We start from the raw sequence: 26,737 nt of genomic DNA on the forward strand, positions 1-26,737 counted from the left end.
GTTTATACTGGATCAACGGCGGTCGAGTGAGCGCGGGTTTGTTGCGGGATTACTGAGTCGCAGACCCGGTAATAGACCTTGTAGCAAACTCAGCAGCAGGGTCCGCAGAAGGTTCAGCAGCAGGTTCGGCAGAAGGTTCAGCAGCAGACTCGGCAGCAGGTTCGGTAACAGGTTCGGTAACAGGTGCGGCAACAGCATGGACGGTGACATGGGCAAAAAACTGAAGCGTGCATTCAAGCGCACCGGGCTGGTCGGTATTGGTGTCGTGGCCGGCATTGCCGTTTCGCTGCAGTTCTCCGCGATGGCGCAGCGCGCGGAGCCGGCCCTGCCGCTGGAGGAACTGCGCCAGCTGGCAGATGTGTATGGCCTGATCAAGTCCGATTATGTCGAGCAGGTCGAGGACAAGAAACTGCTGACCGAAGCCATCTCCGGCATGGTCGCCTCGCTCGACCCGCATTCGGCCTACCTCGACAAGAAAGCCTACGCCGAACTGCGCGAAGGGTCGCAAGGCCGCTTCGTGGGCCTGGGCATCGAGATCGCCCAGGGCGACGAAGGCTATATCCGCATCGTCGCGCCGATCGAGGATTCGCCGGCCTACCGCGCCGGCATCAAGGCCGGCGACCTGATCACCCGTCTCGACTCGATGCCGTTGAAGGGCATGTCGCTCGATGAATCGGTGAAGAAGATGCGCGGCGAACCGCACAGCAAGGTCACGCTGACGGTGCTGCGCGACGATGAACCGCAGCCGCTCACATTCAACCTGGTGCGCGAGGAAATCCTGCAGAAGAGCGTCAAGGGCAAGATCATCGAGCCCGGCTATGCATGGCTGCGCGTGGCGCAGTTCCAGGAGCCCACCGTGGACGACCTGGCCGCCAAGATCACCGAACTGTACCGGCAGGATCCCCACCTGAAGGGCATGGTGCTCGATCTGCGCAACGATCCGGGCGGCGTGCTCCAGGGTGCGATCGGCGTGGCCTCGGCCTTCCTGCCGAAGGATGCATCGGTGGTCTCCACCAATGGCCAGCTGCCCGATTCGAAACAGATCTACTATGCGCGCGCCGAGTACTACTCGCTGCGCGGCGACAGCGATCCGCTGGCGCGGCTGCCCGAAGCCGTCAAACGCGTGCCGCTGGCGGTGCTGGTCAATACCGGTTCCGCATCCGCTTCCGAGATCGTGGCCGGCGCGCTGCAGGACTATCGGCGCGCCACGATCATCGGCACGCAAACGTTCGGCAAGGGCTCGGTGCAAACGATCCGCCAGCTGACCGCCGACACGGCGCTCAAGCTGACCACGGCACGCTACTACACGCCGCACGGCCGCGCCATCCAGGCCAAAGGCATCGCGCCCGACCTGCACGTGAACGAATACGCCGATGGCGATGGCCTGAATGCGCTGCGCATGCGCGAAGCCGACCTGTCCCGGCACCTGGCGAACGACCGCGAGGAAGAGGTTTCGAAGGAGCGCCGTGACGAGCTCGAAGAGCAGGCGCGCATCCTGGCGCTGGAGAAAAAACGCAAGCCGCTCGAATACGGCACCGCCGGCGACTTCCAGCTGGCACAGGCGCTGAACCACCTGAAAGGCTTGCCGGTGCAAACGGCCAGGCCGGCGTCGGCGATCGTGCAGGCCGCCGCGAAGTGATTTTCCCAAGGTGCGAAGAACGGCCGCGACGCCTCCGGGCGTCGTTTTTTTTGGGCAGGTTTTTCGCACATTTCTTCAGGTAGAATCAGCGCCTCAGCGGCGCTTGCGCCCTTAACGAATTCGAAAGTTTGCATATGAAACAAGCCGTTATCAGCGGTACGGGGCTGTTCACGCCACCGCACGCGATCTCGAACGAAGAGCTGGTGGAAGCATTCAACGCCTACGTGGCCCTGTTCAACGCCGAACACGCCGCCGCCATCGAGGCGGGCACGGTCACGGCGCTGGAACCGTCGTCCGCGGGCTTCATCGAAAAGGCGTCGGGCATCAAGTCGCGCTACGTGATGGACAAGGCCGGCATCCTCGATCCGAAGCGGATGGCGCCGCGCATTCCCGAGCGGTCCAACGAGGAACTGTCGCTGCAGGCCGAAATCTGCGTGGCCGCGGCCAGGGAGGCGCTGGCCCGCGCCAACCGCCAGCCGGCCGATATCGACATGGTGATCGTCGCCTGTTCGAACATGCAGCGCGCCTACCCGGCGATGGCCGTCGAAGTGCAGCAGGCGCTGGGCATCGACGGTTTCGGTTTCGACATGAACGTGGCCTGCTCGTCCGCCACCTTCGGCATCCAGACCGGCGCCACCGCCGTGCAAACGGGCCAGGCCCGCGCGGTACTGGTACTGAACCCCGAAATCACCAGCGGCCACCTGGATTACCGCGACCGCGACAGCCACTTCATCTTCGGCGATGCCTGCACGGCGATCGTGATCGAGGCACGCGACGCCGCCGTCTCCGCACACCAGTTCGAGATCGTCGACATGAAGCTCAAGACGTCGTTCTCCAACAATATCCGCAACAACTTCGGCTTCATGAACCGCTTCGACGAGGCGGGCGTGGGCCAGCCCGACAAACTGTTCAAGCAGCAGGGCCGCAAGGTGTTCAAGGACGTCTGCCCGATGGCCGCCGAGATGATCAAGAGCTCGATCGCCAGCGCCGGCCTGGCGGTCGAGCAGATCGGCCGCTACTGGCTGCACCAGGCCAACCTGAACATGAACCAGCTGATCGCGCGCCTGATCCTGGGCCGCGATGCCACCGCCGACGAAGCACCGGTGGTGCTGGACACGTATGCCAACACGTCGTCCGCCGGTTCCATCATCGCCTTCCACAAGCACCAGGACGATCTGCCGTCCGGCGCTTACGGTGTCATCTGCTCGTTCGGCGCCGGTTACTCGATCGGCAGCGTCGTCGTCCGCAAGGTCTGATGTAGAGAAGCGCGCCGCGGCCGGCGGTGGAGATGCAATCGCCGCAGCCAGCGGTGAATTACAAGCGCCGCAGCCAGCGGTGAATTACAAGCGCCGCAGCCAGCGGTGAGTTACAAGCGCCGCAGCCAGCGGCGCAGGTGCAGGCACAAGTGAAGGCGCCGCTGGAAACCGCGGAAAAACGGCAGGGCGTGGCAGCTGCTGCGTTTATACTTTCGGCAAGGGTCGGCGTTCGCCGTCCCGCCATCCACCGAAAGGAACCCTGCCTGCATGCCCCATGACGTTCCCCTGATCACCACCATCGCAGCCGCGCTCGGCTTCGGTCTCGTCCTCGGCTTCATCGCCGCCCGCCTGAAACTCCCCGCCCTGGTCGGCTACCTCGCCGCCGGCATCCTGCTTGGTCCCACTACGCCCGGTTTCGTGGCCGATGCCGCCCTGGCCGGCCAGCTGGCCGAAATCGGCGTCATGCTGATGATGTTCGGCGTGGGGCTGCATTTCTCGCTGGACGACCTGTGGGAGGTGCGCAAGGTGGCCCTGCCCGGTGCCGTGCTGCAGATCGCCGCCGCCACCGCCATGGGCATGGGCCTGGCGCACTGGTGGGGCTGGTCGATCGGCGGCGGGCTGGTATTCGGGCTGGCGCTGTCCGTCGCGAGTACCGTGGTGCTGCTGCGCGCGCTGGAGGAACGGGGCATCCTCGACACCTTCAACGGCCGCATCGCCGTCGGCTGGCTCGTCGTCGAGGACCTCGTCACCGTGATCGTGCTGGTGCTGCTGCCGGCGCTGGCGCCCTCGCTGGGCGGCGACACGACAGGTGTCGACCCGAATGCCAGTATCTGGATGACGCTGGCCATCACGCTGGGCAAGGTTGCCGTGTTCGTTGCCTTCATGCTGGTCGTGGGCCGCAAGCTGTTCCCGTGGATCCTGTGGCAGGTGGCGCGCACCGGTTCGCGCGAACTGTTCACGCTGTGCGTGATCGCGGCCGCCGTCGGCATCGCCTTCGCCGCCACGAAGCTGTTCGGCATTTCGTTCGCGCTGGGCGCGTTCTTCGCCGGCATGGTGCTGCGCGAATCGGCGCTGGCGCACCGCGCGGCGCAGGAATCGCTGCCGCTGCGCGATGCGTTCGCGGTGCTGTTCTTTGTGTCGGTCGGCATGCTGTTCGAGCCGGCCATCATCCTGGAACAGCCGCTGCAGCTACTGGCGGTGGTGGCGATCATCATCTTCGGCAAGTCGCTGGCCGCATTCCTGCTCGTGGTGGTGCTGCGCTATCCGGTCAAGACGGCCCTGATGGTGTCGGCCAGCCTCGCGCAGATCGGCGAATTCTCGTTCATCCTCGCCGCATTGGGGATTTCGCTGAAGCTGATGCCGCCCGAAGGCCAGAGCCTGCTGCTGGCCGGGGCGATCATCTCGATCGCCCTGAATCCGCTGGTGTTTGCCGCAACGGGGCCGCTGGAACGCTGGCTCGGCCGCAACCAGCGGCTGGCGGCAAAGTTCGACCGGCCGGCCGACCCGCTGGCCGAATTGCCGATGACCACGGCGCGCACCAAACTGTCCGGCCAGGTGGTCCTGGTGGGATACGGCCGCGTCGGGCGCCACATCGCCCGCTCGCTGAACGAGCACGGCATCCACTACGTGGTCGCGGAACAGAACCGCGAGCTGGTCGACGAACTGCGGCGCAACGGCATACCCGCGGTTGCCGGCAACGCGGGCGAGCCAGCCGTGCTGATCCAGGCTCACATCGCCCACGCCCGGATGCTGGTGATCGCCACGCCGGACACCTTCCACGTGCGCGCCATGATCGAAACGGCTCGCGCGCTGAATCCGGACATCCGCACCGTCGTGCGCACCCACAGCGAGGAGGAAGCGGACTTGCTGCGACACGAGCAGGCCGGCAAGATCTTCATCGGCGAACAGGTCCTGGCCGACAACATGAGCCATTTCGTGATCGACACCTTCCGCAAGCCGATTGCCACGGCGCACTGACGACGGCGGGCGGACGAGAAAAATCCAGTCGATGGAAAATCGGCTCTGGCATGCGCACCGGCACCCGCTCGGTGCGCTGGTTAACCGTACGCGCGTGCCGCCCTTGTATTCCTCTGCCTGTTACCGTACGCTGGAACCATGAGGCAACTATTGCTGCTATTGTTGTTAGGTTGTGGTGCGCCCGCGCTGGTGTTTGCGCAGGGCCCGCGCAGCGACACGCCCAAGCTCCAGGTAACGGTGAAGCGCATCACGCAGGAAGCGCTGCACATGTTCGAGATCGATGCCACCGGCACCGTACAGGCGCCACTGCCCGTCGTGTGGCGCATCCTGACCGGATATGACCGCATGGAGGAATTCGTGCCGGACCTGGTGTCGTGCCGCGTGCTTTCCCGCAATGGCAACGAGGTGATCATCGAGCAGTTCGGCAATGCCCGCTTCCTGTTCATGTCGCGCTCGATCCACCTGATCGTGCGCGCCACCGAGCAGCCGATGTCGTCGATCGATATCGCGCTCATTTCCGGCGACATGAAGCATTATGAATCGCGCTGGGAACTGGTGCCGGTCCCGGAAACGGGCGGCACGAAGGTGCTGTACACGGGCCGAATGATGCCCAACTTCTACGTGCCGGGCATCCTCGGCACGAACATCATCCGCGGCGACATCGAACGCATGATGGGCGCCGTGCTGGCGCGGCTCGACAAGGGCATCGCACCGCGCGCGCTGCCTTCGGCCGGCACGGACATCGCCCGCACCGGCGCTGCAGCCATGGCGGCGCCGCGCTGACCCTGCCGCGCCCTGGCCGCCCCTGGCCGTTCAGGCCGGATACTGGTCGCGCGTGCGCACTTCCGCGAACTGCTCCAGGCTGCCGATGCGGATCACTACCGGGTTCAGGCTGGCTTGCGCGTGCATCGGCCGCCAGGCGAATTTCCATTCCTGCTCCGGCGCATCCTGGGCGGCCATCGTGAAGGCCGAACCCAGCCGGGCACGGCTGCCATACTCGACGGCGCCGTCGATACCGGCCCAGTTCGGCAGCGTGCGCTGCACGGCACGGTGGACCCGTTCACCGAATTCCTCGGTGTTATGGATGACGAGGCAGGCATCGGCGCCGAAATGGTCGAACAGGTCGCGGCTCCATGCCTGCGAGAACGACAGCGTGAGGAATCCCGCATCGGGCCGCAGCACGAAATGACCGAGGCTGAGTGCCTGGTCGAGTTCGCTGCGGGGACCATAGCGGTGCAGGGTCGGGGGGCGTTGATAGTCGTGCATGGGATTCGTATCTAGGTTTGTTTCGTGACTGGCTCGTTGGCTTTGGGTGCCCGGCGCACGTGGCGCATCGCACGCATGGCCGACGAAGCGATGAAGATCTCGCGCAGCAGCGCGCCGAAGCTGGCGATCAGGCTGGCCACCGCCGCGGCGAACAGGCCCGCAATGTACTTGTCGAGCGTGACATCGGTGGTATCGCCCACGAACAGCAGGGCAATCACGATACCGACGAACAGGCCGCACAGCGTGGACAGCGTGATCGCCATGTTGATGTAGTGCGAGCGGCGGTACAGTACGTCGAGCTCGGTGATGTAATGGTCGTTGTAGGCAATGTCGAGGCGGTCCTCGAGCACGCGCGAGCGGTCGATGATGCGGGCCAGGCGGTTGATCAGCACCATCAGGGCGGTGCACACGCCGTTCAGCAGGAATACCGGTGCGATCGCCAGTTGAATGATGTGGCCGATGTCGCCCAGCTGGATGTTCATTGCCATATTATTGTATGTACGCTGCGGGACGACGCGCCCGCTCCAGGCGCAAGTGTAGCAGGCCGCCGCGCGGCGACGGTGCCGGGCGAACCTGTCGCGGCTTAAAATCTTCCGAAACGGCGGAATGCCTCGGTAGCCGCCACCAGCTCGCTGCTGATGCCCAGCTCCATGGCCCCGTGCCCGGCATCGGGCACCATCTTCACCACCGAGCCCGGCCAGTGCTTGTGCAGCCGCCATGCGGTCACCGGCGGGCAGATCACGTCGTAGCGCCCCTGCACGATCACGGCAGGCAGGTGGGCGATGCGCGCCACGTTCCGCAGCAACTGGTCTTCCTCGAAGAAGCCCAGGTTGGCCATGTAGTGCGCTTCCAGCCGGCCAAGGCCCAGGTCCAGCGTGTCGCACGACGGCTCTTCCGGCTGCGGCATCAGGAACACGCGCCGCCCTTCGAACCGGCTCCATCCCCGCACCGCGGGCCAGTAAACGTCCGGGTCCGGATCCATGATGCGCCGGTAATACGCCTGCAGCAGGTCGCCCCGCTCCTCCAGCGGAATCGCCTCGGCGAATTCCTCGTGGATCTCCGGGTGGAACCACTGGGCGCCGTCGATGAACCAGTCGATTTCCAGCGTCGTGCACAGGAAGACCCCGCGCAGCACGAAACCGAGGCAGCGTTCGGGATGTGCTTCGCCATACGCCAGCGCCAGCGTCGAGCCCCACGAACCGCCGAACACCAGCCACTGCTCGATGCCCATCAGCTCGCGCAGCCGTTCGATGTCCGACACCAGCAGCGCGGTCGTGTTCTGGCGCGTTTCGCCCAGCGGCGTCGACTGGCCCGCGCCGCGCTGGTCGAACAGGATCACGCGGTAGTGGCGCGGATCGAAGAAGCGCCGGTGCTGCGGCGACAACCCGGCGCCCGGCCCGCCATGCAGGAAGATCACGGGAATGCCCTGCGGGTTGCCCACCTCTTCCCAGTAGATCGTGTGCAGCGCGTCGACCTGCAACATGCCGGTGCGCAGTGGAGTAACGGGCGGGAACAGGCAGGAAGATGGGTCGGGCATAGGGCAGACTTTCAGCAAAAGCGTCAGAAGAGGGTGTTGATGGCACGCTGCACATTGTAATCGTCGTCGACGAGCAGCAGCACGGACCACTTGTCGAACGTCGTGCACGGGTGCGAGATGCCGCACCCCACCAGGTCGCCCACGCGCACGTCCACCTCCTCCGGCAGGCGCAGGTAGGCATGCTGGTCGTTCATCTTGTCGATGCATGCGCCTGCGGGCAGCGTTACCGGGCCTTCGCCCGGCCGGTGCGCGACCAGCGCCACCGGCAAGCCCAGGTCGTGCGATGCGTCGCGCTTGCCCATCGACAGGATCGCCAGGCCCGGCTCGGGCCGCGACAGCACGATGCTCCATACTTCGAGGGCGGGCCGCAAGCCTTCGCCACCGCCCTCGCGCGCATCCAGCTCGGCCGTCAGTTCCAGGTAGTGGCCATGATCGCTGGTGAGATAGCAGCCGCTGCGCAGCACCGGCAGCACGGGCCGCGACAGGCCACCGACCGCATGGAACGCGCGCGCCACCAGGTCGAAATAGGACGAGCCGCCAGCCGACAGCAGGATCCGCGGCCCGCCGAACAGCCCTTCCGCGTCGAACTGCCGCGCCAGGTCCGTGACCTGGGCCAGGAATGCGCCGACCCGTTCGAGATCGGCGGCACGGTCGGCGCTCACCAGCAAGCCTTCGTAGCCCTCGATGCCGGCCAGCTGCAGGCCGGGCGCCGTGGCGATGGCGCGTGCCAGCGCGAGCGCCTCTTCCGGCGTTCGGCAACCGGTGCGCTTGCCGGCGATGCCCAGTTCCACCAGGAGCGGCAACGGCCGCCCGATGCCGGCCGCCACCGCGGCCTGGGACAGCCGCCGTACCCCCTCGGCCGAATCGGCCAGCACGAACAGTTCGAAGCCGGGGTCTTCGCGCAACAAGGCCAGCAGCGCGCGGATATCGGCCGGCGCGACCAGTTCGTTTGCAAGCAGCACGCGCCGCACGCCGAAGCGCGCAGCGGCCAGTACCTGGGGCGCGGTCGCCAGCGTGATGCCCCAGGCACCGTTCGCCAGCTGGGCGCCGAACAGCTGCGGGCTCATCGTGGTCTTGCCGTGTGGCGCCAGCACGGCATCGTGGCGGGCGCAGAAGGCACGCATCCAGTCGAGGTTATGCAGCAGGCTGGACATCTTCAGCACGGCCACGGGAAAGCCGGTATCGGCCGCCAGCACGTTCCAGCGCTGCATCCCGACCATGTGCTGGCGCAGCGGTTCCGTGATCGGCAGGCCCTTGGTACCGGGCTGCAGCGATTGTTCTTCCAGTTCAGCCAGTTGCAGGCCGCCGTCGGGCAGGATATTCATGCGGTCCTCGAATGCATCGGGAAAATCATCGGACAAAAAAACAGAGGCAGGCGCCTGGTGCGGGCTGTTCGCCCGGCACCAGGTACCTGCCCCCGGTCAGGCTACCGGATGCCGGTAGCTTGCAACAGCGGTAACTTACGACATGTGCTGGCCGCCATTGATGGCGATATTGGCGCCCGTGACGAAAGCGGCTTCGTCCGACGACAGGTAGGCGACGAGGCCCGCCACTTCGTCCGGCTTGCCCAGGCGGCCCATCGGGATCTGCGGCAGGATCTTCGTATCGAGCACTTCCTGCGGGATCTCCGTGACCATCTTGGTGCCGATGTAGCCCGGCGAGATCGTGTTCACGGTCACGCCCTTGCGCGCCACTTCCAGCGCCAGCGCCTTCGTGAAGCCATGCACGCCGGCCTTGGCGGCCGAATAGTTGGTCTGGCCGAACGCGCCCTTCTGGCCGTTGACGGACGAGATGTTGATGATGCGGCCCCAGCCGCGCTCGATCATGCCGTCGGTCACCGGTTTCGTCATGTTGAACACGGAATCGAGGTTGGTGCGCAGCACCGCATCCCAGTTCACCTTGTCCATCTTCTTGAACGTCGTGTCGCGGGTGATGCCCGCGTTATTGACCAGCACGTCGATCGGGCCGATGTCGCGGGTGATCGCGGCAACGCATTCCTGTGCCGAGTCGTAGTCGGCCACGTCGGCCGGGTAGGCGGAAAAGTTGTAACCCTTTTCCTTCATTTCATCCAGCCACCCCTGGTACTTCGTGTTGTTCGGGGAATACGTGGTTACCACCTTGTAGCCCAGCGCGACCAGCTTGATGCAGATCGCTTCGCCCAGACCACCCATGCCGCCCGTTACCAATGCAACTCGTGCCATATGTCATCCCCTCTAATTAGCGTGCTCCGCACGTAAAAACAAAGGGCCACTGCATATGTGGCCCCCTCACTACTATTGTTACTCGCGTTCGACGGCCAGCGCCACGCCCATGCCGCCGCCAATGCACAGCGAGGCCAGGCCTTTCTTCGCATCGCGGCGCACCATCTCGTGCAGCAGCGTCACCAGGATACGGGCGCCGGAAGCGCCGATCGGGTGGCCGATGGCGATCGCGCCACCGTTCACGTTGATCTTGCTGGTGTCCCAGCCCATTTCCTGGTTCACGGCGCATGCCTGGGCGGCGAAGGCTTCATTGATTTCCAGCAGGTCCAGGTCTTGCGGCGACCAGCCGGCCTTCTTCAGTGCCAGCGTGCTGGCCGGTACCGGGCCCATGCCCATGTAGGCAGGATCCAGGCCGGACGAGGCGTAGGCCTTGACGCGTGCCAGCGGCTTCAGGCCCAGTTCCTTGGCTTTCGAGGCCGACATCATCACCACGGCGGCGGCGCCGTCGTTGAGGCCGGAAGCGTTACCGGCGGTAACGCTACCCTCCTTGTTGAAGGCCGGGCGCAGGCCTTGCAGGCCTTCGATGGTGGAACCGGCCTTGATGTATTCGTCGCTGTCGAACACGATCGTGCCCTTCTTCTGCGCGATTTCCAGCGGCAGGATCTCGTCCTTGAACTTGCCTTCCTTCTGGGCCGCTTCCGCCTTCAGCTGCGACTGCAGCGCGAATTCGTCCTGCTGGGTGCGCGAGATTTCATATTTCTTCGCCACATTCTCGGCGGTGATGCCCATGTGGTACTGGTTGTACACGTCCCACAGGCCGTCGACGATCATCGTGTCCGTCATCTTCACGTCGCCCATGCGGAAACCGTCGCGCGAACCGTTCAGCACGTGCGGCGAGGCGCTCATGTTTTCCTGGCCGCCAGCAATGATGATGTCCGAATCGCCGGCCTTGATTGCTTGCGCCGCCAGGAACGTGGCCTTCAGGCCGCTACCGCACACCTTGTTGATCGTGTAGCCGGGAATCGCGTTCGGCAGGCCGGACTTGATCACCGCCTGGCGGCCCGGGTTCTGGCCCACGCCAGCCGTCAGCACCTGGCCCAGGATCACTTCGCTGACCAGGTTCGGGTCGATGCCGGTCTGCGCCAGCAGGCCCTTGATCACGTGCGCGCCCAGGTCGGCTGCAGGGATCTTGGCCAGACTGCCGCCGAATTTGCCGACCGCGGTACGGGCCGCGGCAACGATGACTACATCATCCATTTACTTTCTCCAGTTCGCTGACCAGACCGGCCAGCAGGGTTGTCGAAGCGCTACTACTTTTCATTCTATAGCGTTGCGGGACAAGCTACCAGCTAAGTCGCGGCTGAGCTCGCCTAAGCGATGCTGGGTGGAATTGGCGACTCCCGCCACCTGCCGGCCATACCGCTGAGCACGTTCCAGTGCCTGCTGGGATTGCGAAGCCGTCAGGCAGACCAGGTCGCGGGGCTCGCGCACGAACAACAGCCCGTTCGAGACGGCATTGGCCGCCGCGATGCCTTCGCGCGTGGCATGCACGTTCAGCTCGACGAGGCTGGCGCCGCTTTCGAAGGCGGCCCGCATCAAGGCATTGCAACCGGCCAGCTGCGTCTCGGCGAAGTTGCGGCCGGCATTGACCAGCTCGGCTGGCAGGACGGCGGGCAACTCGGCCGGCAGGGCAGCGGGCCACTCGCTGAAAAACTTCGTGGGAAGCATGAACATGGAAGGTCCTTTCGGAAAACGGCTAAGCGAACACAACTAGGCAAAAAACTGGCGAGCGAACGTCATTGAGCACGGCTGAGCAAGAACGGAAACCGACCGGAAACCGACCGGAACTATCGCGTATTACCGGGTTACCGCCAGGCATCGCCGACATCGCCAAGCATCGCCGGGCACAATGAGCGGACACAACCGAGCAAAGACAGCTGAGATTCCGCAAAGGCTTTCATGCTAATTGGCAGAGCTGACCAGTTATTTGATAAATATCAAACTCTGCGTCATGAGAGCAATTTAATTCCATCGAGTGTCGCCGCGCACTGCTCGCGAATGACCTTCACGAAGTCCGCCACATAGGCTTTCTGCCGCAATGCTTCCGGTACCGACACGTACAGGTCGCTCCACAACCCGTTCTCGCCGATCGGCCGCGCGATCACATAGTCGTAGTCGACATAGTTCTTGATTGCCCAGTTCGGCAACGCGGCGATACCGCGGCGGCTGGCCACCAGTTGCAGGATCGCCACCGTCAGCTCGGCCTGGCGGCGCCCGAACTGCACGCCGGCGGGCCACAGCACCTCGCGGATCAGGTCGATCCGCTCTTCCGGCACCGGATAGGTGATCAGCGTTTCGCCCTCGAAATCGGCGGCCGCCAGGCGGCGCTGGCTGGCCAGCCGGTGCTTTTGCGCCATCACGGTCAGGATTTCAAAGCGGAACAGCGGGAACGTCGCATAGTGGGCGCTGTAGTCCGAGCCGATGACGAGGTCGGCATTTCCGGCGCGCAGCAAGTCGACCGGTTCGCTGTGGAACCCCGACACCAGGTCGATCTCCACCTCTGGCCAGCGCTTGCGAAACTCATCCATCACCGGCATCAGCCAGTCGAAACAGGTATGGCATTCGAGGGCCACGCGCAACTGGCCCTGGTCGCCCTGCATCAGCCGCACCACGTCGCGCTCGGCCTGCTCGATTTCCGGCAGCAGCATGTCGGCCAGCCTCAACAGCCGCGCCCCGGTGGCGGTAAAGCCGATGGGCACCGACTTGCGCTCGAACAGCGGGCCGCCGTAGCGGTCTTCCAGCAGCTTGATCTGGTGCGACAGCGCCGATTGGGTCAGGTTCAGCAGCTGGGCAGCGCGCACGAGGCTGCCTGCGGAGCGCAGCGCGGCAAGCGTACGCAGGTGGCGGATCTCCAGCATGGTCAATGAATTATTTTCAAGTTAAACCGCAAAATGTTTCGTTTGGCTTATGCACCCCATTGTCGCACACTCTACTTCACTAATATTTAACTCCGATGACATGAAAAACATTTGCACGCACATCCCCGGCTTTCCCCGCATTGGCGCACGCCGTGAACTGAAAACGGCCCTGGAACGCCACTGGCGCGGTGAACTGTCCGCGGCCGAACTGGAAGACACCGGTCGCGCCCTGCGGGCACGCCACTGGGCGCTGCAACGCGACGCCGGGCTCGACGTCGTCACCGTCGGCGACTTTGCCTTCTATGACCAGGTGGCGAACCACATCCAGCTGTTCGGCTGCGAACCGGAACGCTTCGGGTTCCGGGACGAGCCGGCGCTGGCGCGCTACTTCACGCTGGCGCGCGGCCGCTCGGGTGCCGAACGCTGCGGCTGCAGCCAAGACAGCCATGGCGACAGCCACGGCGGCGGCAGCCCCGCACTGGAAATGACGAAGTGGTTCGACACCAACTACCACTATCTCGTCCCCGAGCTGCATGCCGGCACGCGGTTCGCACTGGCATCGACCCGCCTGTTCGACGAAGTGGCCGAGGCGCAGGCCCTGGGCCACGCCGTGAAGGCCACGCTGATCGGCCCGCTGACCTTCCTGTGGCTGGCCAGGTCCACCGACGGTTCCGCCCGCCTCGACCTGCTGGACCAGCTGCTGCCTGTCTACGGCGAGGTGCTGGCACGGCTGAAGGAACAGGGCGTGGCCTGGGTGCAGGTCGAGGAACCCATCCTTGGCCTCGACCTGCCGCAGGCATGGCGCAGCGCGTTCGACACCGCGTACTGGCAGCTGAACCAGGCCGGCGCGCCGCTGCTGCTGGCCACCTACTTCTCGCCGCTGGAAGAAAACCTGTCGCTGGCCTGCCGCCTGCCCGTCGCCGGCCTGCACGTGGATGGCGTGCGCGCCGCCCACGAGCTGGTCAGCGTGGCCGACTGGCTGCCGGTGCACAAGGTGCTGTCGGCGGGCATCGTCGACGGGCGCAACATCTGGCGTACCGACCTCGACGCGGCGCTGGCCACGCTGGCCCCGGTGCTGGAAAAACGCAACGGCCAGCTGTGGCTGTCCACGTCATGCTCGCTGCTGCACGTGCCGTACAGCCTGGAACCGGAAAGCGGCCTGGACCCCGAAGTGAAATCCTGGCTGGCCTTCGGCCGGGAAAAGCTCGATGAACTGGCGTTGCTGAAAGCCGCGATCGAACAGCCGGCCACGGCGGTCGAAGCACTGGCCGCCTCGCGCGCGGCCATCGCGGCACGGCGCACGAGCCCGCGCGTGCACGATGCGGCGGTGCGGGCCCGGCTGGCGGCCCTGCCCGCCGGTGCCGTGCAGCGCAAGTCGCCGTTCGCCGAACGCCGCCTGCTGCAGGGAGCAAGGCTGAACCTGCCGCTCTTCCCCACCACCACGATCGGTTCGTTCCCGCAAACGCCGGCGATCCGCGCCGCGCGCGCCGCGTTCAAGCGCGGCGAACTGGCCGTGGGCCCGTACGAGGCCGCCATGCGCGCCGAGATCGGCCATGCGATCGGCCGCCAGGAAACGTTGGGGCTGGACGTGCTGGTACACGGCGAAGCCGAACGCAACGACATGGTCGAATACTTCGGCGAGCAGCTGGCCGGCTTCGCGTTCACGCAGAATGGCTGGGTGCAGTCGTATGGCTCGCGCTGCGTGAAACCACCGCTCATCTGGGGTGACGTGTCGCGCCCGGCGCCGATCACCGTCGAGTGGGCGCGGTATGCGCAGAGCCTGACGCCGTTGCCGGTGAAAGGCATGCTGACGGGTCCCGTGACGATCCTGCAATGGTCGTTCGTGCGCGACGACCAGCCGCGTGCCGACACGGCCGACCAGATCGCGCTGGCGATGCGCGACGAGGTGGACGACCTGCAGCAGGCCGGCATCGCCATCGTGCAGATCGACGAACCGGCACTGCGCGAAGGGCTGCCGCTGCGCCGGGGCCCGCAGGCCGGCTACCTGGACCGCGCGGTACGCGCCTTTCGCCTCACCGCCGCGGTGGCACGCGACGGCACGCAGATCCATACCCACATGTGCTACGCCGAATTCAACGACATCCTGCCGCAGATCGCCGCGCTCGATGCGGACGTGATCACGATCGAAACGTCCCGCTCGGCAATGGCCCTGCTCGATGCCTTCGGCGGTTTCCGCTACCCGAACGACATCGGCCCGGGCGTCTACGACATCCATTCGCCGCGCGTGCCCGACCGCGAGGAAATGCTGGCATTGCTGCGCCGCGCGCAGGCGGTCATCCCGGCCGGGCAACTCTGGGTCAACCCGGATTGCGGGCTGAAGACGCGGGGCTGGGAAGAGACCGAAGCGGCATTGCGCAACATGGTCGACGCGGCACGGCAAATGCGTGCGGAAGCGGCTGCCCGCAACTGGCGGGAAACCGCATGAATGCAGGCCGGGAGGCTGTTCGCTACATGAAAATGCCTCCCCGATAATTGTTTTTTGACAGTAAAATGCTCGGGCCCGGGCCAGCCCGAACTTTTTACTGTCGTCATGTCCAAAAGCCCGTTCCAGAAGCCCATCGAAATCAAGATTTCCACCGTCGTTGCCGTTTCCGCGATCCTGCACACCTCCGACTGCATTGCCCTCGATGCCGCCCTGCGCGGCATGACCGGCGGGGTGTCCGATTTCTTCGAAGGCGACCTGGCCGTCATCGATGTCGGCGACCTGGCACCAGGCTCGCAACGGATCGACTGGGCCGGCACGATCGCCCTGCTGAAGAAATACCGCCTCAACCCGGTGGCGGTGCGCAATGCCCGGCCGGACATGGTGGAAGAAATCCAGGCCCTCGGCCTGTCGATCGATACCGGCCGCAGCGATGATGCCGGCATGGCCGCCCCTCCTGTTGCAACTTCCGCGCCGGCGCCAGGCCCGGCACCGGCACTGACGCCCGGCGCCGCCCCTGCTCCTGCCGCGTCCGCCAATACGGGCACGATCATCGTCGATACGCCGGTACGCGCCGGCCAGCGCATCTATGCGCGCGGCGGCGACCTGATCGTGATGGCCGTCGTCAACAACGGCGCCGAGATCATTGCCGACGGCAGCATCCACGTCTACAACACCCTGAACGGCCGCGCACTGGCCGGTGCCTCCGGCGACGCCAGCGCACGGATCTTCGCCCTGTCGATGTCGCCGGAACTGGTGTCGATCGCCGGTGTCTATCGCACGTTCGAGGACGGTTTCCCCGCCGAACAGGCCAAGCAGCCGGCACAAATCAGGCTCAGCGGCGACAAACTGGATATACAATCTGTCAATTAAGGCAATTCAACAGGCCACGCGTACGCGCCCCGCGCCTGAGCTTTCACATTAAAAGGATTATTCGTGGCAAGAATTATTGTTGTAACGTCCGGCAAGGGCGGTGTCGGCAAGACGACTTCCAGCGCCAGCTTTTCCACGGGTCTCGCCATGCGCGGGCACAAGACCGCCGTGATCGACTTCGATGTGGGCCTGCGCAACCTCGACCTGATCATGGGTTGCGAGCGCCGCGTCGTCTATGACCTGATCAATGTGATCAACAAGGAAGCCTCGCTGCCGCAGGCACTGATCAAGGACAAGCACTGCGACAACCTGTTCATCCTGCCGGCTTCGCAAACGCGCGACAAGGATGCGCTGTCGGAAGACGGCGTGGAGCGCGTGCTGGCCGAGATCATCGACATGGGCTTCGAATACATCATCTGCGATTCGCCGGCCGGTATCGAGCACGGCGCGCTGATGGCGCTGACGTTCGCCGACGAAGCGATCGTGGTCACCAATCCGGAAGTGTCGTCGGTGCGCGATTCCGACCGCATCCTCGGCATCCTGCAAGCCAAGTCGCGCCGCGCGCAATCGGGCGGCGAACCGGTCAAGGAACACCTGCTGATCACCCGTTACTCGCCGAAACGCGTGGAAGCCGGCGAAATGCTGAGCTATACGGACGTGCAGGAAATCCTGCGCATTCCCCTGCTGGGCATCATTCCCGAATCGGAACAGGTGCTGCATGCCTCGAACCAGGGCAATCCCGCGATCCACTTCAAGGGCACGGACGTGGCGGAAGCCTATGAAGACGTCATCGCCCGCTTCCTCGGCGAAACCCGGCCCCTGCGCTTCACGGATTATGAAAAGCCGGGCCTGTTCAAGCGTATCTTTGGAGGAAAGTAAATGGCACTGCTATCTTTCCTGTTCCCCAGCAAGCCGAAAACGGCCACCGCAGCCAAGGAACGGCTGCAGATCATCATCGCGCGCGAGCGCAATGGTCGCAGCGGCCCCGACTTCCTGCCGGCGCTGCACAAGGAACTGATCGAAGTCATCTCGAAGTACACGAAAGTGAATGCCGACGACATCAAGATTTCGCTGGACCGCCAGGGCAACCTGGAAGTTCTCGACGTCAACGTCGTGCTGCCGGACGCGTAAAGCACGCCAGATGGACGCGTAATGCACGCGTAATGCACGCGTAATGGACGTGTAATTCGTACGCGTCCCCCGGGTGCGGCCCTGCCGGGCTGCACCTTCCCCCTGCGGCCGTTATATTTTCTTCGCCGCCAACAGCTCCTCCGCCACCTTCACGCATGCATCCACGTGCAGGTAGCCGATCTGCCGGAACGCGAAAAAACCGATCGCGGCCGATGCCACCTGCCCCGCCAGCGGCACGATCTTCGATGCCTGTTTCGCCACCAGCTTTTTCCCGCTCTTCGCCAGCAGCTTGAACACGAGGTCGCGCGTGATCAACTTGCCTACCAGCATGCCACCGACACTGACCGACGCCTCGTAAGCGATCATCCGGTACTTCGGGTGCAATTTCTCGACCTGCTCGGCCGTCAGTCCGAAAGCGGTATTGACCTCGTCGATCAACTGCGTGAACAACTTGATGTCCGACACGATGTCGACACCCGGGATGGGCACGGCCGATACCCCGGCCGCCAGCGCGGCACGGCGCCGCACGAGCCGACGGCAGCGTTCCCTGACCTCGGCAATATCGCTGGTTGAAACAGGCAACAATTCCCAGCCGCTGTCCACGAATGTGTCTCCTAAAAAGTTGCTAAAGATAAAAGTTCATTGAAAACGGCCTTTAACCAGTGTACCGTTTACTGATCGTATGAATCGCACAAACAAAGTTTACTTAGTGCAATATTTGGTCAATTTAGTAATTCTTTTGCGAATCCTGTTATATTCGCAGTGACCAAGCCTTACCGCCGTGCTTTAACCCACAGATAAGATGAGAATCGTAGTCCTTGATAATGACCGAAGCCAGGCCGAGCTGATTTCGCAGGTGCTGACTTCCGCGGGCCATGTTTGCCATGCCTTTCCGGCCGGCAAGGAACTGCTTGGCCAATTGCGCAAGGACAGCTACGACATGCTCATTTTCGACTGGCAGGTCGTGGATATGGGGGGTGCGGAACTGATGCGCAAGGCGCGCGAGAGGCTCAACGACCATGCGCCCGTGATGTTCATGACCACCAGTTCCGGCGAGGATGACATCGTTTCCGGCCTCGATGCGGGCGCCGACGATTACATGATCAAGCCACTGCGCCGCAGCGAAATGGTTGCTCGCGTGCAAGCACTGCTGCGCCGCGCCTTCCCGGCACAAAATGGTGCCGAGCAACTGACTTTCGGCCAGTATGTTTTTGAAACCCGCCCTGGACGGCTGTTGATGGATGGGCATGTGCTGGATGTGACACACAAGGAATTCTACCTGGCACTGCTGTTTTTCCGCAACATCGGTCGGCCTCTGTCACGTGCCTACATTCACGAGGCGGTTTGGATACGGGAAACCGATGTCCCCTCCCGCACGATGGATACCCATGTGTCGCGTGTGCGCAATAAACTCCAGTTGAAACCTGAAAATGGTTTCCGCCTGGTACCAGTCTACAGCTACGGCTATCGTCTCGAAAAACTGGGCAATTGATCAATAAAAGCCGCGAACACGCCGCGACCGGGACAATTTGTCCCATTCCGGCGGCCGGGGCGTGATGCAGCCGAGTGCCGCACATCAGGCTATAATCAAAGCCTACGTCGTTGATTTTTCTGGAAATGCAACTCCTTGCCGTCGGCCTCAACCACACTACAGCTCCGGTCGCCCTGCGCGAACGGCTGGCGTTCGCGCCTGATCAGCTGGGGTCGGCCGTGCGCGCGGCGCGCAACTGGTTCCAGCGCACGGGCGGCCAGGGCAGTGAAGAGGCGGCCATCCTGTCCACCTGCAACCGCACCGAGCTCTACGCTGCCAGCTGCGCCGCCAACCCGCTCGACGCCGGTGCGCATTTCCTGGCCGATTTCCACCAGCTGAACTATGCCGAGCTGCGCCCGCACCTGTACATGCTGCCGCAGCATGAAGCCGTGCGTCACACGTTCCGTGTCGCGTCCGGCCTCGATTCGATGGTGCTGGGCGAAACGCAGATCCTCGGCCAGATCAAGGATGCGATCCGCACCGCCGACGAGGCGGGCGGCCTGGGAACGTACCTGCACCAGCTGTTCCAGCGCAGCTTCTCCGTCGCCAAGGAAGTGCGCAGCACCACCGAGATCGGCGCGCACAGCGTGTCGATGGCGGCGGCGTCCGTGCGCCTGTCGCAGCGCATCTTCGACAAGCTCTCCGAACAGAACGTGCTGTTCATCGGCGCCGGCGAAATGATCGACCTGTGCGCCACGCACTTCGCGGCGCAGAACCCGAAATCGATCACGGTGGCCAACCGCACGCTCGAGCGCGGCGAACTGCTGGCGCACCGCTTCAACGGCAAGGCGGTCCGGCTGGCCGACCTGCAAACGCAGCTGCATCAGTACGACATCCTGATTTCCTCCACCGCCTCGTCGCTGCCGCTGATCGGCCTCGGCATGGTCGAGCGGGCGATCAAGGCGCGGCGCCACAAGCCCATGTTCATGGTCGACCTGGCCGTGCCGCGCGACATCGAACCGGAAGTGGGCCGGCTGAACGACGTGTTCCTGTATACCGTCGACGACCTGGGCAAGGTCGTGCAGGCCGGCATCGAGAACCGGCAGGCCGCCGTTGCGCAGGCCGAGGCGATCATCGAAACGCGCGTGCAGTCGTTCATGCACTGGGTCGACGACCGCGCCGTGGTGCCCGTCATCCAGGGCCTGCAGGAAAACGGCGAGGCGATCCGCCTGGCCGAGCTCGAGCGTGCCCGCAAGCTGCTGGCCAAGGGCGAAGATGTCGAGGCGGTGCTCGAAGCGCTGTCGAAAGGCCTCACGGCCAAGTTCATGCACGGCCCGCAGCAGGCGCTGCACCGTGCCCAGGGCGCCGAGCGCGCCCAGCTGGCCGAACTGCTGCCCCAGCTGTTCCGCGGCCGCCGTTAGCGGCCCCATCCTGCATTTCCGCCTCCGCACCGCCCACGGTGCGATGACCACCCATACAAGAACGAGACCATGAAACCATCAATGCTGGCCAAGCTGGACCAACTCGCCAACCGCCTCGTGGAGCTGGACGAACTGCTGATGTCCGAAGGTGCCACGTCCAATATGGACAGCTACCGCAAGATGACCCGCGAGCACGCCGAACTGGGCCCGCTCGTGGCGCTGTACAAGGATTACCTGGGCGTGCAGGGCGATATCGACGAAGCGCAGCAGATGCTGGGCGATCCGGACATGAAGGAGTTTGCCCAGGAAGAAATCGAAGCGGGCAAGGCCCGGCTGGCCGCCCTGGAGCTCGACCTGCAAAAGATGCTGCTGCCGAAGGATGCCAACGACGAGCGCAACATCTTCCTGGAGATCCGCGCCGGTACCGGCGGCGACGAATCGGCGCTGTTCGCCGGCGACCTGCTGCGCATGTACACGCGTTTCGCCGAGCGCAGCCGCTGGCAGGTGGAAATCGTGTCCGCCTCGGAAAGCGACCTGGGCGGCTACCGCGAAGTGATCGCCCGCATCGTCGGCAACGGTGCCTACTCCAAGCTCAAGTTCGAATCCGGCGGCCACCGCGTGCAGCGCGTGCCTGCGACCGAAACGCAGGGCCGCATCCACACGTCCGCCTGCACGGTGGCCGTGATGCCGGAAGCGGACGAGGTGGAAGACGTGCACATCAACCCGGCCGACCTGCGCATCGACACGTACCGCGCTTCCGGCGCCGGCGGCCAGCACATCAACAAGACCGACTCGGCCGTACGCATCACGCACCTGCCGAGCGGCATCGTCGTCGAATGCCAGGACGACCGCTCGCAGCACAAGAACAAGGCCTCGGCGATGAAGGTGCTGGCCGCGCGCATCAAGGACGTGCAATTGCGCGAACAGCAGTCGAAGGAGGCTGCCACCCGGAAAAGCCTGATCGGCAGCGGCGACCGCAGCGAGCGCATCCGCACCTACAACTTCCCGCAGGGCCGCATGACGGACCACCGCATCAACCTCACGCTGTACAAGCTGGACATGATCATGGATGGCGACCTGACGGAGCTGACGGGCGCGCTGTCCGCCGAGCACCAGGCCGAACAGCTGGCGGCACTCGGCGACTGAGTCCCGCCCTACAGCCCAGCTCACGGCCTCGGCCATTGCTGGACGCCGTGATCGGCCGGCTTTCCCGTGGACATGGCCTGCATGCCATGGCCGCTACGCAGGCGCGAAGCATGCTTCGCGAAACCCCTTCTCCGCTTTATGCGAGAATTGGCGCCTTCACATTCGAGCAACGTTATCGACAATGAATTCGCCGAACTCGCGCACCATCCTCCTGTCCACCGCCGCGGCCTGCCTGCTGGTCGTCGCCGTGGCGCTGTACCTGCAACACGTGCAGGACATGCTGCCTTGCCCCATGTGCGTGATCCAGCGCTACCTGTTCCTGGCCGTGGCCATCGGCTGCCTGATCGGCGCGTTCGGGCGCAATCCGAAGGTGGGCGCGGCGGTCGGGCTGGCCGCGGCGATCGGGGGACTCGGTGTCGTCGGCAAGCACCTGTATGTGCTGGCCAACCCCGGCTTTTCGTGCGGCATCGACCCGATGACGACCATGCTCAACAAGATTCCCACCGCCACTTACCTGCCATGGCTGTTCGAAGCGGATGGCCTGTGCACGAAGGCCGAGATGTTCCTCGGCCTGTCGGTGCCGCAGTGGTCCGCCGTCTGGTTCGCGATCCTGACGGCGACGTTGATCTGGGTGCTCGTGCGCCGCCGGGCATGAACGTGTCCGTTGCCCCCGGCATCACGCTGGCCGCGCTGCAGCGCATGCCGCTGCTCGACCCGGTCGACCAGCGCATCCTCGTGTGCCACGCGCTGGGCATCACCCGCACGGCGCTGATCACGCAGTCCGACCGCGCCCTCACCGAAGACGAGGCGGCCCGCATAGCCGCCCTGCTGCAGCGCCGGCTCGATGGCGAACCGGTCGCCTACCTCGTGGGCAAGCGCGAATTCTACGGACTCGACTTCGCGGTCGGCCCCGGCGTACTGATTCCCCGCCCCGAAACGGAACTGCTCGTGGAACTGGCTCTGGAGCGCCTGCCGCCGCGCGGCCGCGTGCTGGACATGGGCACCGGCAGCGGTGCCATCGCCGTCGCCATCGCCCACGCGCGACCGGATGCGCACGTGACGGCGCTGGACGTCAGCCCCGATGCGCTGGCCATCGCGCGCCGCAATGCGGCGCTGAACGGCGTCACGGTGCGCTGCCTGCACAGCGACTGGTTTTCCGCCATCGCCGGCGAAACGTTCGACCTGATCGTCTCCAATCCTCCTTACATCGCGGCCGGCGACCGCCACCTGTCCGAAGGCGACCTGCGCTTCGAACCCGCCGGCGCCCTGACCGACCATGCGGACGGCTTGTCCGCATTGCGCACGATCGTCGCCGGCGCCCCGGCGCACCTGGCGCCGCGAGGCTGGCTGCTGATGGAGCATGGCTACGACCAGTCCGCCGCCGTGCAAGCCTTGCTGGCGGTCCGAAGTTACACCGGTGTGCAAAGCTGGCACGACCTGGCCGGCATCGCCCGCGTCACCGGCGGCCGCAGCGACAGCCAAGGTTAGCCACCGCCCCGAACCACCCGTATCGCTTTGCTAGAATCCCCGATCAGGCCCGTACTTCGCCGATCGGGCACTTTCGAGCGCCAGCGTACGCGTTTTTGCAATTTCGGTTACTCTCGCAGCAATTTTGGTCTGATGCACAGAAAGGAAAGCCAATTGTCCAATCTACTGACACGCCGCCTGGCCCTGCTGGCCGAGGATCGGCACCGCGACGTGCTGCGGGGCGGCTTGCGAGGCATCGAACGGGAAACGCTGCGGGTGCAGCCGGACGGCCACCTGGCGCGCACGCCGCACCCGGCAGGCTGGGGGTCGGCACTGACGCATCCCGAGATCACCACGGATTACGCGGAAACACTGGCCGAGTTCATCACGCCGGCCGAGAACGACATCGCCACCACGCTGGAAAAGCTGGACGGTATCCACCGCTTCGCCTACAGCAAGCTGGGCGACGAGCTGCTGTGGAGCGAATCGATGCCCTGCCAGCTGCCGCCCGAGCAGGACATCCAGATCGCCTGGTACGGCAAATCGAACCTGGGCATGCTCAAGCACGTGTACCGCCGCGGCCTGGCGCTGCGCTACGGCAAGGCCATGCAATGCATTGCCGGCATCCACTACAACTATTCGCTCGATGAACGCCTGTGGCGCATCCTCGCGGAGAACGAGCCTGCGGCCAAGCCGCTGACGCCGGTGGCCTACCAGTCGGAAGCCTACCTGTCGCTGATCCGCAATTTCCGCCGCAACAGCTGGCTGCTGATGTACCTGTTCGGCACGTCGCCCGCACTGAACAGCAGCTTCCTGCGCGGTCGTCCGCACAAGCTTGAAACGCTGTCGGCGGACACGCTGTACCTGCCTCACGCCACCAGCCTGCGCATGAGCGACCTGGGCTACCAGAACGATGCCCAATCGGGACTGAGCCCGCATGAAAACAGCCTGGACAGCTACGTGGCCACGCTGACCCGCGCGGTCAACCAGCCTTACGAGCCCTACCAGAAAATCGGCACCCGCGATGCGAACGGCGAGTGGCAGCAACTGTCCACCAACGTCATCCAGATCGAGAACGAGTACTACTCCACGATCCGGCCGAAGCGCGTGATCCGCACCGGCGAGCGGCCGATCCAGGCGCTGTGCAACCGGGGCGTGCAGTACATCGAAGTGCGCTGCCTGGACGTGGACCCGTTCGAGCCGGTCGGCGTGGGCCTGGCGACCGGCCGCTTCCTCGATGCCTTCCTGCTGTTTTGCGCGCTCGAGGAAAGCCCGCCGATTTCGGAAGAACAGGGCGAGATCCTGGCCCGCAACTTTTCCCGCACGGTGAAGGAAGGCCGCCGCCCGGGCCTGACGCTGACGCGCGACGGCCAGGAAATCGCGCTGCGTGCCTGGGGCGAGGAATTGCTCGAACGGATCCGCCCCGCGGCCGAACTGCTCGACGCCCTGCGCGGCGATACCCAGCACATGGATGCGCTGGCGCAGCAGGCCCCCAAGCTGGCCGATCCGGATCGCACGCCATCGGCCGCCGTGCTGCGCGAATTGGCCGGGCACGGCAATTCGTTCGCCGCGTTCGGCCTCGCGCAAAGCACGAAGCACGCGGCATATTTCCGCGCCCATCCGCCCAGCGCGGAACAGGAAGCGCACTTCGGCGCACTGGCGGAACAGTCGGTGGCCGAGCAGGCGGAACTGGAGCGCACGCAGGCCGGCAGCTTCGACGACTACGTGAAAGCCTACCGCGCCAGCAACCTGTGCCCGAACCACGCCTGAAGCAGGCCTGGCGTGCTGACCTTTTTTAACGAACAGCATGCCCAGCTGCGGCCCCGGCACGAACTCGTGCAGGGGCAGCCCGTTCCCGGGCGCGACACGCTCGATCGCATCGACGGCATTCTCGCCGAACTGGGCCGCCGCGGCCTCGGGCGCATCGTCACGCCGCATGGCGTGCCGCTGGTGTCGCTCGAGCGCGTGCACATGCCCCGCTACCTGCATTTCCTGCGCACTGCCTGGAGCGAGTGGATTGCCCAGTCCCCCGCACATGCCAGCCGCGATGCCTTTGCGTCGCAGTGGCCCGTGCGCACCTTGCGCGCCGACATCGAGCCGGACGATTTCGGCGCCCGCCTCGGCCTGTACTCGATCGATACCACCACGCCCATCACCGCCGGCACATGGGTGGCCGCGAAAACGGGCGCGGACTGCGCCGTCAACGCGGCCCATGCGTTGCGTGTGGGCGAGCGGGGCAGCTTCGCGCTGACGCGCCCGCCCGGCCACCACGCGGGCGCCGATTTCCTGGGCGGCGGCTGCTACCTGAACAATGCAGCACTGGCAGCCCGCCACCTGCTCGACGATGGCTTGCAGCGCGTGGCCGTGCTCGATGTCGACTACCACCACGGCAGCGGCACCCAGGGCATTTTCTATGACCAGGCGGACGTGCTGTGCCTGTCCATCCACGCCGAGCCGCGCCATGCCTATCCGTTCTACAGCGGGCATGCCGATGAAACGGGCGGTGGGTCCGGCCTCGGCTACAACGTCAACCTGCCGCTGCCGGTCGGCACTGCGTCGCAGGCATGGTTCACGGCGCTGGAAACGGCGTGCGTGCGGCTGTCGATGTACCGGCCCGAAGCGCTCGTCGTCGCGCTCGGCGGCAATACGTTCGGCGGCGAGCCCCACGGCGGCTTCGGCCTGGCGGGGGGCGACTACCTGCGCCTGGGCGAACGGCTGGCCTGGCTGAACCTGCCGACCTGCTTCGTGTTCGAAGGCGGCAGCCCGCTGCGCGAACTGGGCACCAACATCGTCAACGTGCTCGAAGGGTTCGAGACCGCCCTGTGAAGTATCGACAGCCATGACAGCGATCACGCGGAAAATCGCTTGCAATTAAATCGCACGCTATGTATAGTGGGCACATGGACGACGCGAACAGCGTCCCAGGCAGCAAAAAAGCAATCAAAGCGCACCGTAAAAATAGTGCGCTATTGAATCGAATATTACCTAATTGAAAGGAACTGCATCATGTCGATCGAAAAAGTCCTGTACCGCGCGAATGCCAAATCCACTGGTGGCCGTGAAGGCCGTTCCGTTTCCAGCGATGGCGTGCTGGACGTCAAACTGACCACGCCGAAAGAACTGGGCGGCAATGGCGCCGAAGGCACCAACCCGGAACAGCTGTTCGCTGCCGGTTATTCGGCCTGCTTCCTCGGCGCGATGAAATTCGTCGGCGGCCGCGACAAGATCGCCGTGCCGGCGGACACGTCGATCGACGCCAGCGTCGGCATTGGCCCGATCCCGACCGGCTTCGGCATCGAAGTGGAACTGAAGATCTCGCTGCCGGGCCTGGACCGCGAAACGGCCGACAAGCTGGTGCAGGCCGCGCACATCGTCTGCCCTTACTCGAACGCTACCCGCGGCAATATCGACGTCACGCTGACGATCGTCTAAAAAGTTGGGCCGCTCCGGCCGCTGCCCTACAATGCCCTCTTTTACGCAACATCAAAGCGGGCATTGAAATGATCGAATGGCAGTGGCTGGAGTTTGAAAGTATTCCCCGCAGGGACCTGTATGAAGTGCTGCGCCAGCGCCAGGAAGTGTTCGTGCTGGAGCAGACCTGCCTGTATCCCGACCTGGACGGCCACGACGAAGCCGCCCACCACCTGATGGCCTGGCAAACGGTCGACGGCACGCGCCGCCTGGTCGCCTACCTGCGCTGTCTCGCCCCCGGCGCCAAGTACACCGAAATGTCACTGGGCCGCATCCTCACCCCCGCCATCGCGCGCGGCACCGGCATCGGCCGGCAGCTCGTCGCCGAAGGCATCCGCCGCGCCGAACAGCAGCACCCCGGCCACCGCATCCGCATCGGCGCCCAGCAGCGCCTCGAACAGTTCTACCAAAGCTTCGGCTTCACCACCGTCAGCGCCCCGTACGACGAAGACGGCATCCCGCACATCGACATGCTCCGCTAAAACATTTCTCAAAATCGGGGACTGTCCCCTTTTCCAGG

26 protein-coding genes are annotated in these 26,737 nt (G+C 64.8%); 17 read left to right on the forward strand and 9 right to left on the reverse strand.

Going from position 1 to position 26,737, the window contains the following annotated elements; genetic code table 11:
- The first annotated feature begins 208 nt into the window (after positions 1-208).
- The 4 genes from ACY65G_RS23425 (at position 209) to ACY65G_RS23440 (ending at position 5,655) form a co-directional block, all read left to right on the forward strand.
- Positions 209-1,639: a S41 family peptidase gene (locus ACY65G_RS23425; protein ID WP_464999696.1), complete on the forward strand. Its 1,431-nt coding sequence runs from the start codon at positions 209-211 to the stop codon at positions 1,637-1,639.
- 134 nt (positions 1,640-1,773) lie between these two features.
- Positions 1,774-2,895, forward strand: coding sequence for a beta-ketoacyl-ACP synthase III (locus tag ACY65G_RS23430; RefSeq protein WP_464999697.1), 1,122 nt, complete (start codon positions 1,774-1,776; stop codon positions 2,893-2,895).
- A 267-nt stretch (positions 2,896-3,162) separates the two neighbouring features.
- Positions 3,163-4,872, forward strand: a complete 1,710-nt coding sequence (locus tag ACY65G_RS23435) for a cation:proton antiporter domain-containing protein (protein WP_464999698.1) — start codon at positions 3,163-3,165, stop codon at positions 4,870-4,872.
- Between the two features lie 138 nt (positions 4,873-5,010).
- Positions 5,011-5,655 carry an SRPBCC family protein gene (locus ACY65G_RS23440; protein WP_464999699.1) on the forward strand — a complete coding sequence of 215 codons (645 nt, stop codon included), beginning with the start codon at positions 5,011-5,013 and terminating at the stop codon, positions 5,653-5,655.
- Positions 5,656-5,685: 30 nt separating this feature from the next.
- Here ACY65G_RS23440 and ACY65G_RS23445 read toward each other — a convergent pair whose 3' ends face one another.
- From ACY65G_RS23445 to ACY65G_RS23480, 8 genes are all read right to left on the reverse strand, one after another.
- Positions 5,686-6,138, reverse strand: coding sequence for a hypothetical protein (locus tag ACY65G_RS23445; protein WP_464999700.1), 453 nt, complete (start codon positions 6,136-6,138; stop codon positions 5,686-5,688).
- Between the two features lie 11 nt (positions 6,139-6,149).
- Positions 6,150-6,620, reverse strand: coding sequence for a DUF2721 domain-containing protein (locus ACY65G_RS23450; RefSeq protein WP_464999701.1), 471 nt, complete (start codon positions 6,618-6,620; stop codon positions 6,150-6,152).
- 101 nt (positions 6,621-6,721) lie between these two features.
- Entirely contained in the window at positions 6,722-7,675 is a 954-nt protein-coding gene (gene pip, locus ACY65G_RS23455; RefSeq protein ID WP_464999702.1) for a prolyl aminopeptidase, read from the reverse strand.
- A 23-nt stretch (positions 7,676-7,698) separates the two neighbouring features.
- Entirely contained in the window at positions 7,699-9,000 is a 1,302-nt protein-coding gene (locus ACY65G_RS23460) for an amino acid deaminase (protein ID WP_464999703.1), read from the reverse strand.
- 135 nt (positions 9,001-9,135) lie between these two features.
- Positions 9,136-9,876 (reverse strand): acetoacetyl-CoA reductase, encoded by a 741-nt coding sequence (gene phbB, locus ACY65G_RS23465; protein ID WP_130186768.1) that lies wholly within the window; start codon positions 9,874-9,876, stop codon positions 9,136-9,138.
- Positions 9,877-9,954: 78 nt separating this feature from the next.
- Positions 9,955-11,133, reverse strand: a complete 1,179-nt coding sequence (locus tag ACY65G_RS23470; RefSeq protein ID WP_464999704.1) for an acetyl-CoA C-acetyltransferase — start codon at positions 11,131-11,133, stop codon at positions 9,955-9,957.
- 60 nt (positions 11,134-11,193) lie between these two features.
- A complete protein-coding gene (gene phaP / locus ACY65G_RS23475) occupies positions 11,194-11,610 on the reverse strand; it encodes a TIGR01841 family phasin (RefSeq protein WP_464999705.1) in 417 nt (138 codons plus the stop codon).
- Positions 11,611-11,885: 275 nt separating this feature from the next.
- Positions 11,886-12,794 (reverse strand): LysR family transcriptional regulator, encoded by a 909-nt coding sequence (locus ACY65G_RS23480; RefSeq protein ID WP_464999706.1) that lies wholly within the window; start codon positions 12,792-12,794, stop codon positions 11,886-11,888.
- A gap of 100 nt (positions 12,795-12,894) precedes the next feature.
- Here ACY65G_RS23480 and metE point away from each other — a divergent pair, with 100 nt between their 5' ends.
- From metE to minE, 4 genes are all read left to right on the forward strand, one after another.
- Entirely contained in the window at positions 12,895-15,240 is a 2,346-nt protein-coding gene (metE, locus tag ACY65G_RS23485) for a 5-methyltetrahydropteroyltriglutamate--homocysteine S-methyltransferase (RefSeq protein WP_464999707.1), read from the forward strand.
- A 105-nt stretch (positions 15,241-15,345) separates the two neighbouring features.
- Positions 15,346-16,110, forward strand: a complete 765-nt coding sequence (gene minC, locus ACY65G_RS23490; RefSeq protein WP_464999708.1) for a septum site-determining protein MinC — start codon at positions 15,346-15,348, stop codon at positions 16,108-16,110.
- A 63-nt stretch (positions 16,111-16,173) separates the two neighbouring features.
- Complete coding sequence (gene minD / locus ACY65G_RS23495) at positions 16,174-16,989, forward strand: septum site-determining protein MinD (protein WP_130186774.1); 816 nt, start codon at positions 16,174-16,176, stop codon at positions 16,987-16,989.
- Positions 16,990-17,241 carry a cell division topological specificity factor MinE gene (gene minE / locus ACY65G_RS23500; RefSeq protein ID WP_130186775.1) on the forward strand — a complete coding sequence of 84 codons (252 nt, stop codon included), beginning with the start codon at positions 16,990-16,992 and terminating at the stop codon, positions 17,239-17,241. It begins immediately after the preceding gene.
- Between the two features lie 111 nt (positions 17,242-17,352).
- On the opposite strand, the gene ACY65G_RS23505 is transcribed toward minE, so the two are convergent.
- Positions 17,353-17,844, reverse strand: a complete 492-nt coding sequence (locus ACY65G_RS23505; protein WP_464999709.1) for a hypothetical protein — start codon at positions 17,842-17,844, stop codon at positions 17,353-17,355.
- Positions 17,845-18,043: 199 nt separating this feature from the next.
- On the opposite strand from ACY65G_RS23505, the gene ACY65G_RS23510 reads away from it, so the two are divergent.
- From ACY65G_RS23510 to ACY65G_RS23550, 9 genes are all read left to right on the forward strand, one after another.
- Complete coding sequence (locus ACY65G_RS23510; protein ID WP_464999710.1) at positions 18,044-18,733, forward strand: response regulator transcription factor; 690 nt, start codon at positions 18,044-18,046, stop codon at positions 18,731-18,733.
- A gap of 125 nt (positions 18,734-18,858) precedes the next feature.
- Entirely contained in the window at positions 18,859-20,133 is a 1,275-nt protein-coding gene (gene hemA, locus ACY65G_RS23515; protein WP_464999711.1) for a glutamyl-tRNA reductase, read from the forward strand.
- Between the two features lie 69 nt (positions 20,134-20,202).
- Complete coding sequence (gene prfA / locus ACY65G_RS23520) at positions 20,203-21,279, forward strand: peptide chain release factor 1 (RefSeq protein ID WP_464999712.1); 1,077 nt, start codon at positions 20,203-20,205, stop codon at positions 21,277-21,279.
- A gap of 181 nt (positions 21,280-21,460) precedes the next feature.
- A complete protein-coding gene (locus tag ACY65G_RS23525) occupies positions 21,461-21,934 on the forward strand; it encodes a disulfide bond formation protein B (RefSeq protein WP_464999713.1) in 474 nt (157 codons plus the stop codon).
- A complete protein-coding gene (gene prmC / locus ACY65G_RS23530; RefSeq protein ID WP_464999714.1) occupies positions 21,931-22,767 on the forward strand; it encodes a peptide chain release factor N(5)-glutamine methyltransferase in 837 nt (278 codons plus the stop codon). The genes ACY65G_RS23525 and prmC overlap by 4 nt, the downstream gene beginning before the upstream one ends.
- A 153-nt stretch (positions 22,768-22,920) precedes the next feature.
- Positions 22,921-24,516 (forward strand): glutamate--cysteine ligase, encoded by a 1,596-nt coding sequence (gshA, locus tag ACY65G_RS23535; protein ID WP_464999715.1) that lies wholly within the window; start codon positions 22,921-22,923, stop codon positions 24,514-24,516.
- A 12-nt stretch (positions 24,517-24,528) separates the two neighbouring features.
- On the forward strand, positions 24,529-25,572 hold the full coding sequence (locus ACY65G_RS23540; RefSeq protein ID WP_464999716.1) for a histone deacetylase family protein: 1,044 nt from the start codon (positions 24,529-24,531) through the stop codon (positions 25,570-25,572).
- A 180-nt stretch (positions 25,573-25,752) separates the two neighbouring features.
- Positions 25,753-26,178, forward strand: a complete 426-nt coding sequence (locus tag ACY65G_RS23545; protein ID WP_130186782.1) for an organic hydroperoxide resistance protein — start codon at positions 25,753-25,755, stop codon at positions 26,176-26,178.
- Positions 26,179-26,246: 68 nt separating this feature from the next.
- The gene (locus ACY65G_RS23550; RefSeq protein ID WP_464999717.1) at positions 26,247-26,699 is read left to right on the forward strand and encodes a GNAT family N-acetyltransferase; all 453 of its coding nucleotides are present in this window, start codon (positions 26,247-26,249) and stop codon (positions 26,697-26,699) included.
- Positions 26,700-26,737: the final 38 nt, after the last annotated feature.

Source organism: Pseudoduganella sp. jia 12 (genome assembly GCF_055502675.1).

Coding starts and splice junctions, on each gene's coding strand:
- ACY65G_RS23435 (WP_464999698.1), top strand. CDS start 3,163: ATGCCCCATGACGTTCCCCTGATCACCACCATCGCAGCCGCGCTCGGC.
- ACY65G_RS23445 (WP_464999700.1), bottom strand. CDS start 6,138: ATGCACGACTATCAACGCCCCCCGACCCTGCACCGCTATGGTCCCCGC.
- pip (WP_464999702.1), bottom strand. CDS start 7,675: ATGCCCGACCCATCTTCCTGCCTGTTCCCGCCCGTTACTCCACTGCGC.
- ACY65G_RS23525 (WP_464999713.1), top strand. CDS start 21,461: ATGAATTCGCCGAACTCGCGCACCATCCTCCTGTCCACCGCCGCGGCC.
- ACY65G_RS23470 (WP_464999704.1), bottom strand. CDS start 11,133: ATGGATGATGTAGTCATCGTTGCCGCGGCCCGTACCGCGGTCGGCAAA.
- ACY65G_RS23425 (WP_464999696.1), top strand. CDS start 209: ATGGGCAAAAAACTGAAGCGTGCATTCAAGCGCACCGGGCTGGTCGGT.
- phaP (WP_464999705.1), bottom strand. CDS start 11,610: ATGTTCATGCTTCCCACGAAGTTTTTCAGCGAGTGGCCCGCTGCCCTG.
- ACY65G_RS23440 (WP_464999699.1), top strand. CDS start 5,011: ATGAGGCAACTATTGCTGCTATTGTTGTTAGGTTGTGGTGCGCCCGCG.
- ACY65G_RS23545 (WP_130186782.1), top strand. CDS start 25,753: ATGTCGATCGAAAAAGTCCTGTACCGCGCGAATGCCAAATCCACTGGT.
- prfA (WP_464999712.1), top strand. CDS start 20,203: ATGAAACCATCAATGCTGGCCAAGCTGGACCAACTCGCCAACCGCCTC.
- ACY65G_RS23430 (WP_464999697.1), top strand. CDS start 1,774: ATGAAACAAGCCGTTATCAGCGGTACGGGGCTGTTCACGCCACCGCAC.
- ACY65G_RS23550 (WP_464999717.1), top strand. CDS start 26,247: ATGATCGAATGGCAGTGGCTGGAGTTTGAAAGTATTCCCCGCAGGGAC.
- prmC (WP_464999714.1), top strand. CDS start 21,931: ATGAACGTGTCCGTTGCCCCCGGCATCACGCTGGCCGCGCTGCAGCGC.
- ACY65G_RS23480 (WP_464999706.1), bottom strand. CDS start 12,794: ATGCTGGAGATCCGCCACCTGCGTACGCTTGCCGCGCTGCGCTCCGCA.
- metE (WP_464999707.1), top strand. CDS start 12,895: ATGAAAAACATTTGCACGCACATCCCCGGCTTTCCCCGCATTGGCGCA.
- ACY65G_RS23510 (WP_464999710.1), top strand. CDS start 18,044: ATGAGAATCGTAGTCCTTGATAATGACCGAAGCCAGGCCGAGCTGATT.
- minC (WP_464999708.1), top strand. CDS start 15,346: ATGTCCAAAAGCCCGTTCCAGAAGCCCATCGAAATCAAGATTTCCACC.
- ACY65G_RS23450 (WP_464999701.1), bottom strand. CDS start 6,620: ATGAACATCCAGCTGGGCGACATCGGCCACATCATTCAACTGGCGATC.
- ACY65G_RS23460 (WP_464999703.1), bottom strand. CDS start 9,000: ATGAATATCCTGCCCGACGGCGGCCTGCAACTGGCTGAACTGGAAGAA.
- minE (WP_130186775.1), top strand. CDS start 16,990: ATGGCACTGCTATCTTTCCTGTTCCCCAGCAAGCCGAAAACGGCCACC.
- phbB (WP_130186768.1), bottom strand. CDS start 9,876: ATGGCACGAGTTGCATTGGTAACGGGCGGCATGGGTGGTCTGGGCGAA.
- hemA (WP_464999711.1), top strand. CDS start 18,859: ATGCAACTCCTTGCCGTCGGCCTCAACCACACTACAGCTCCGGTCGCC.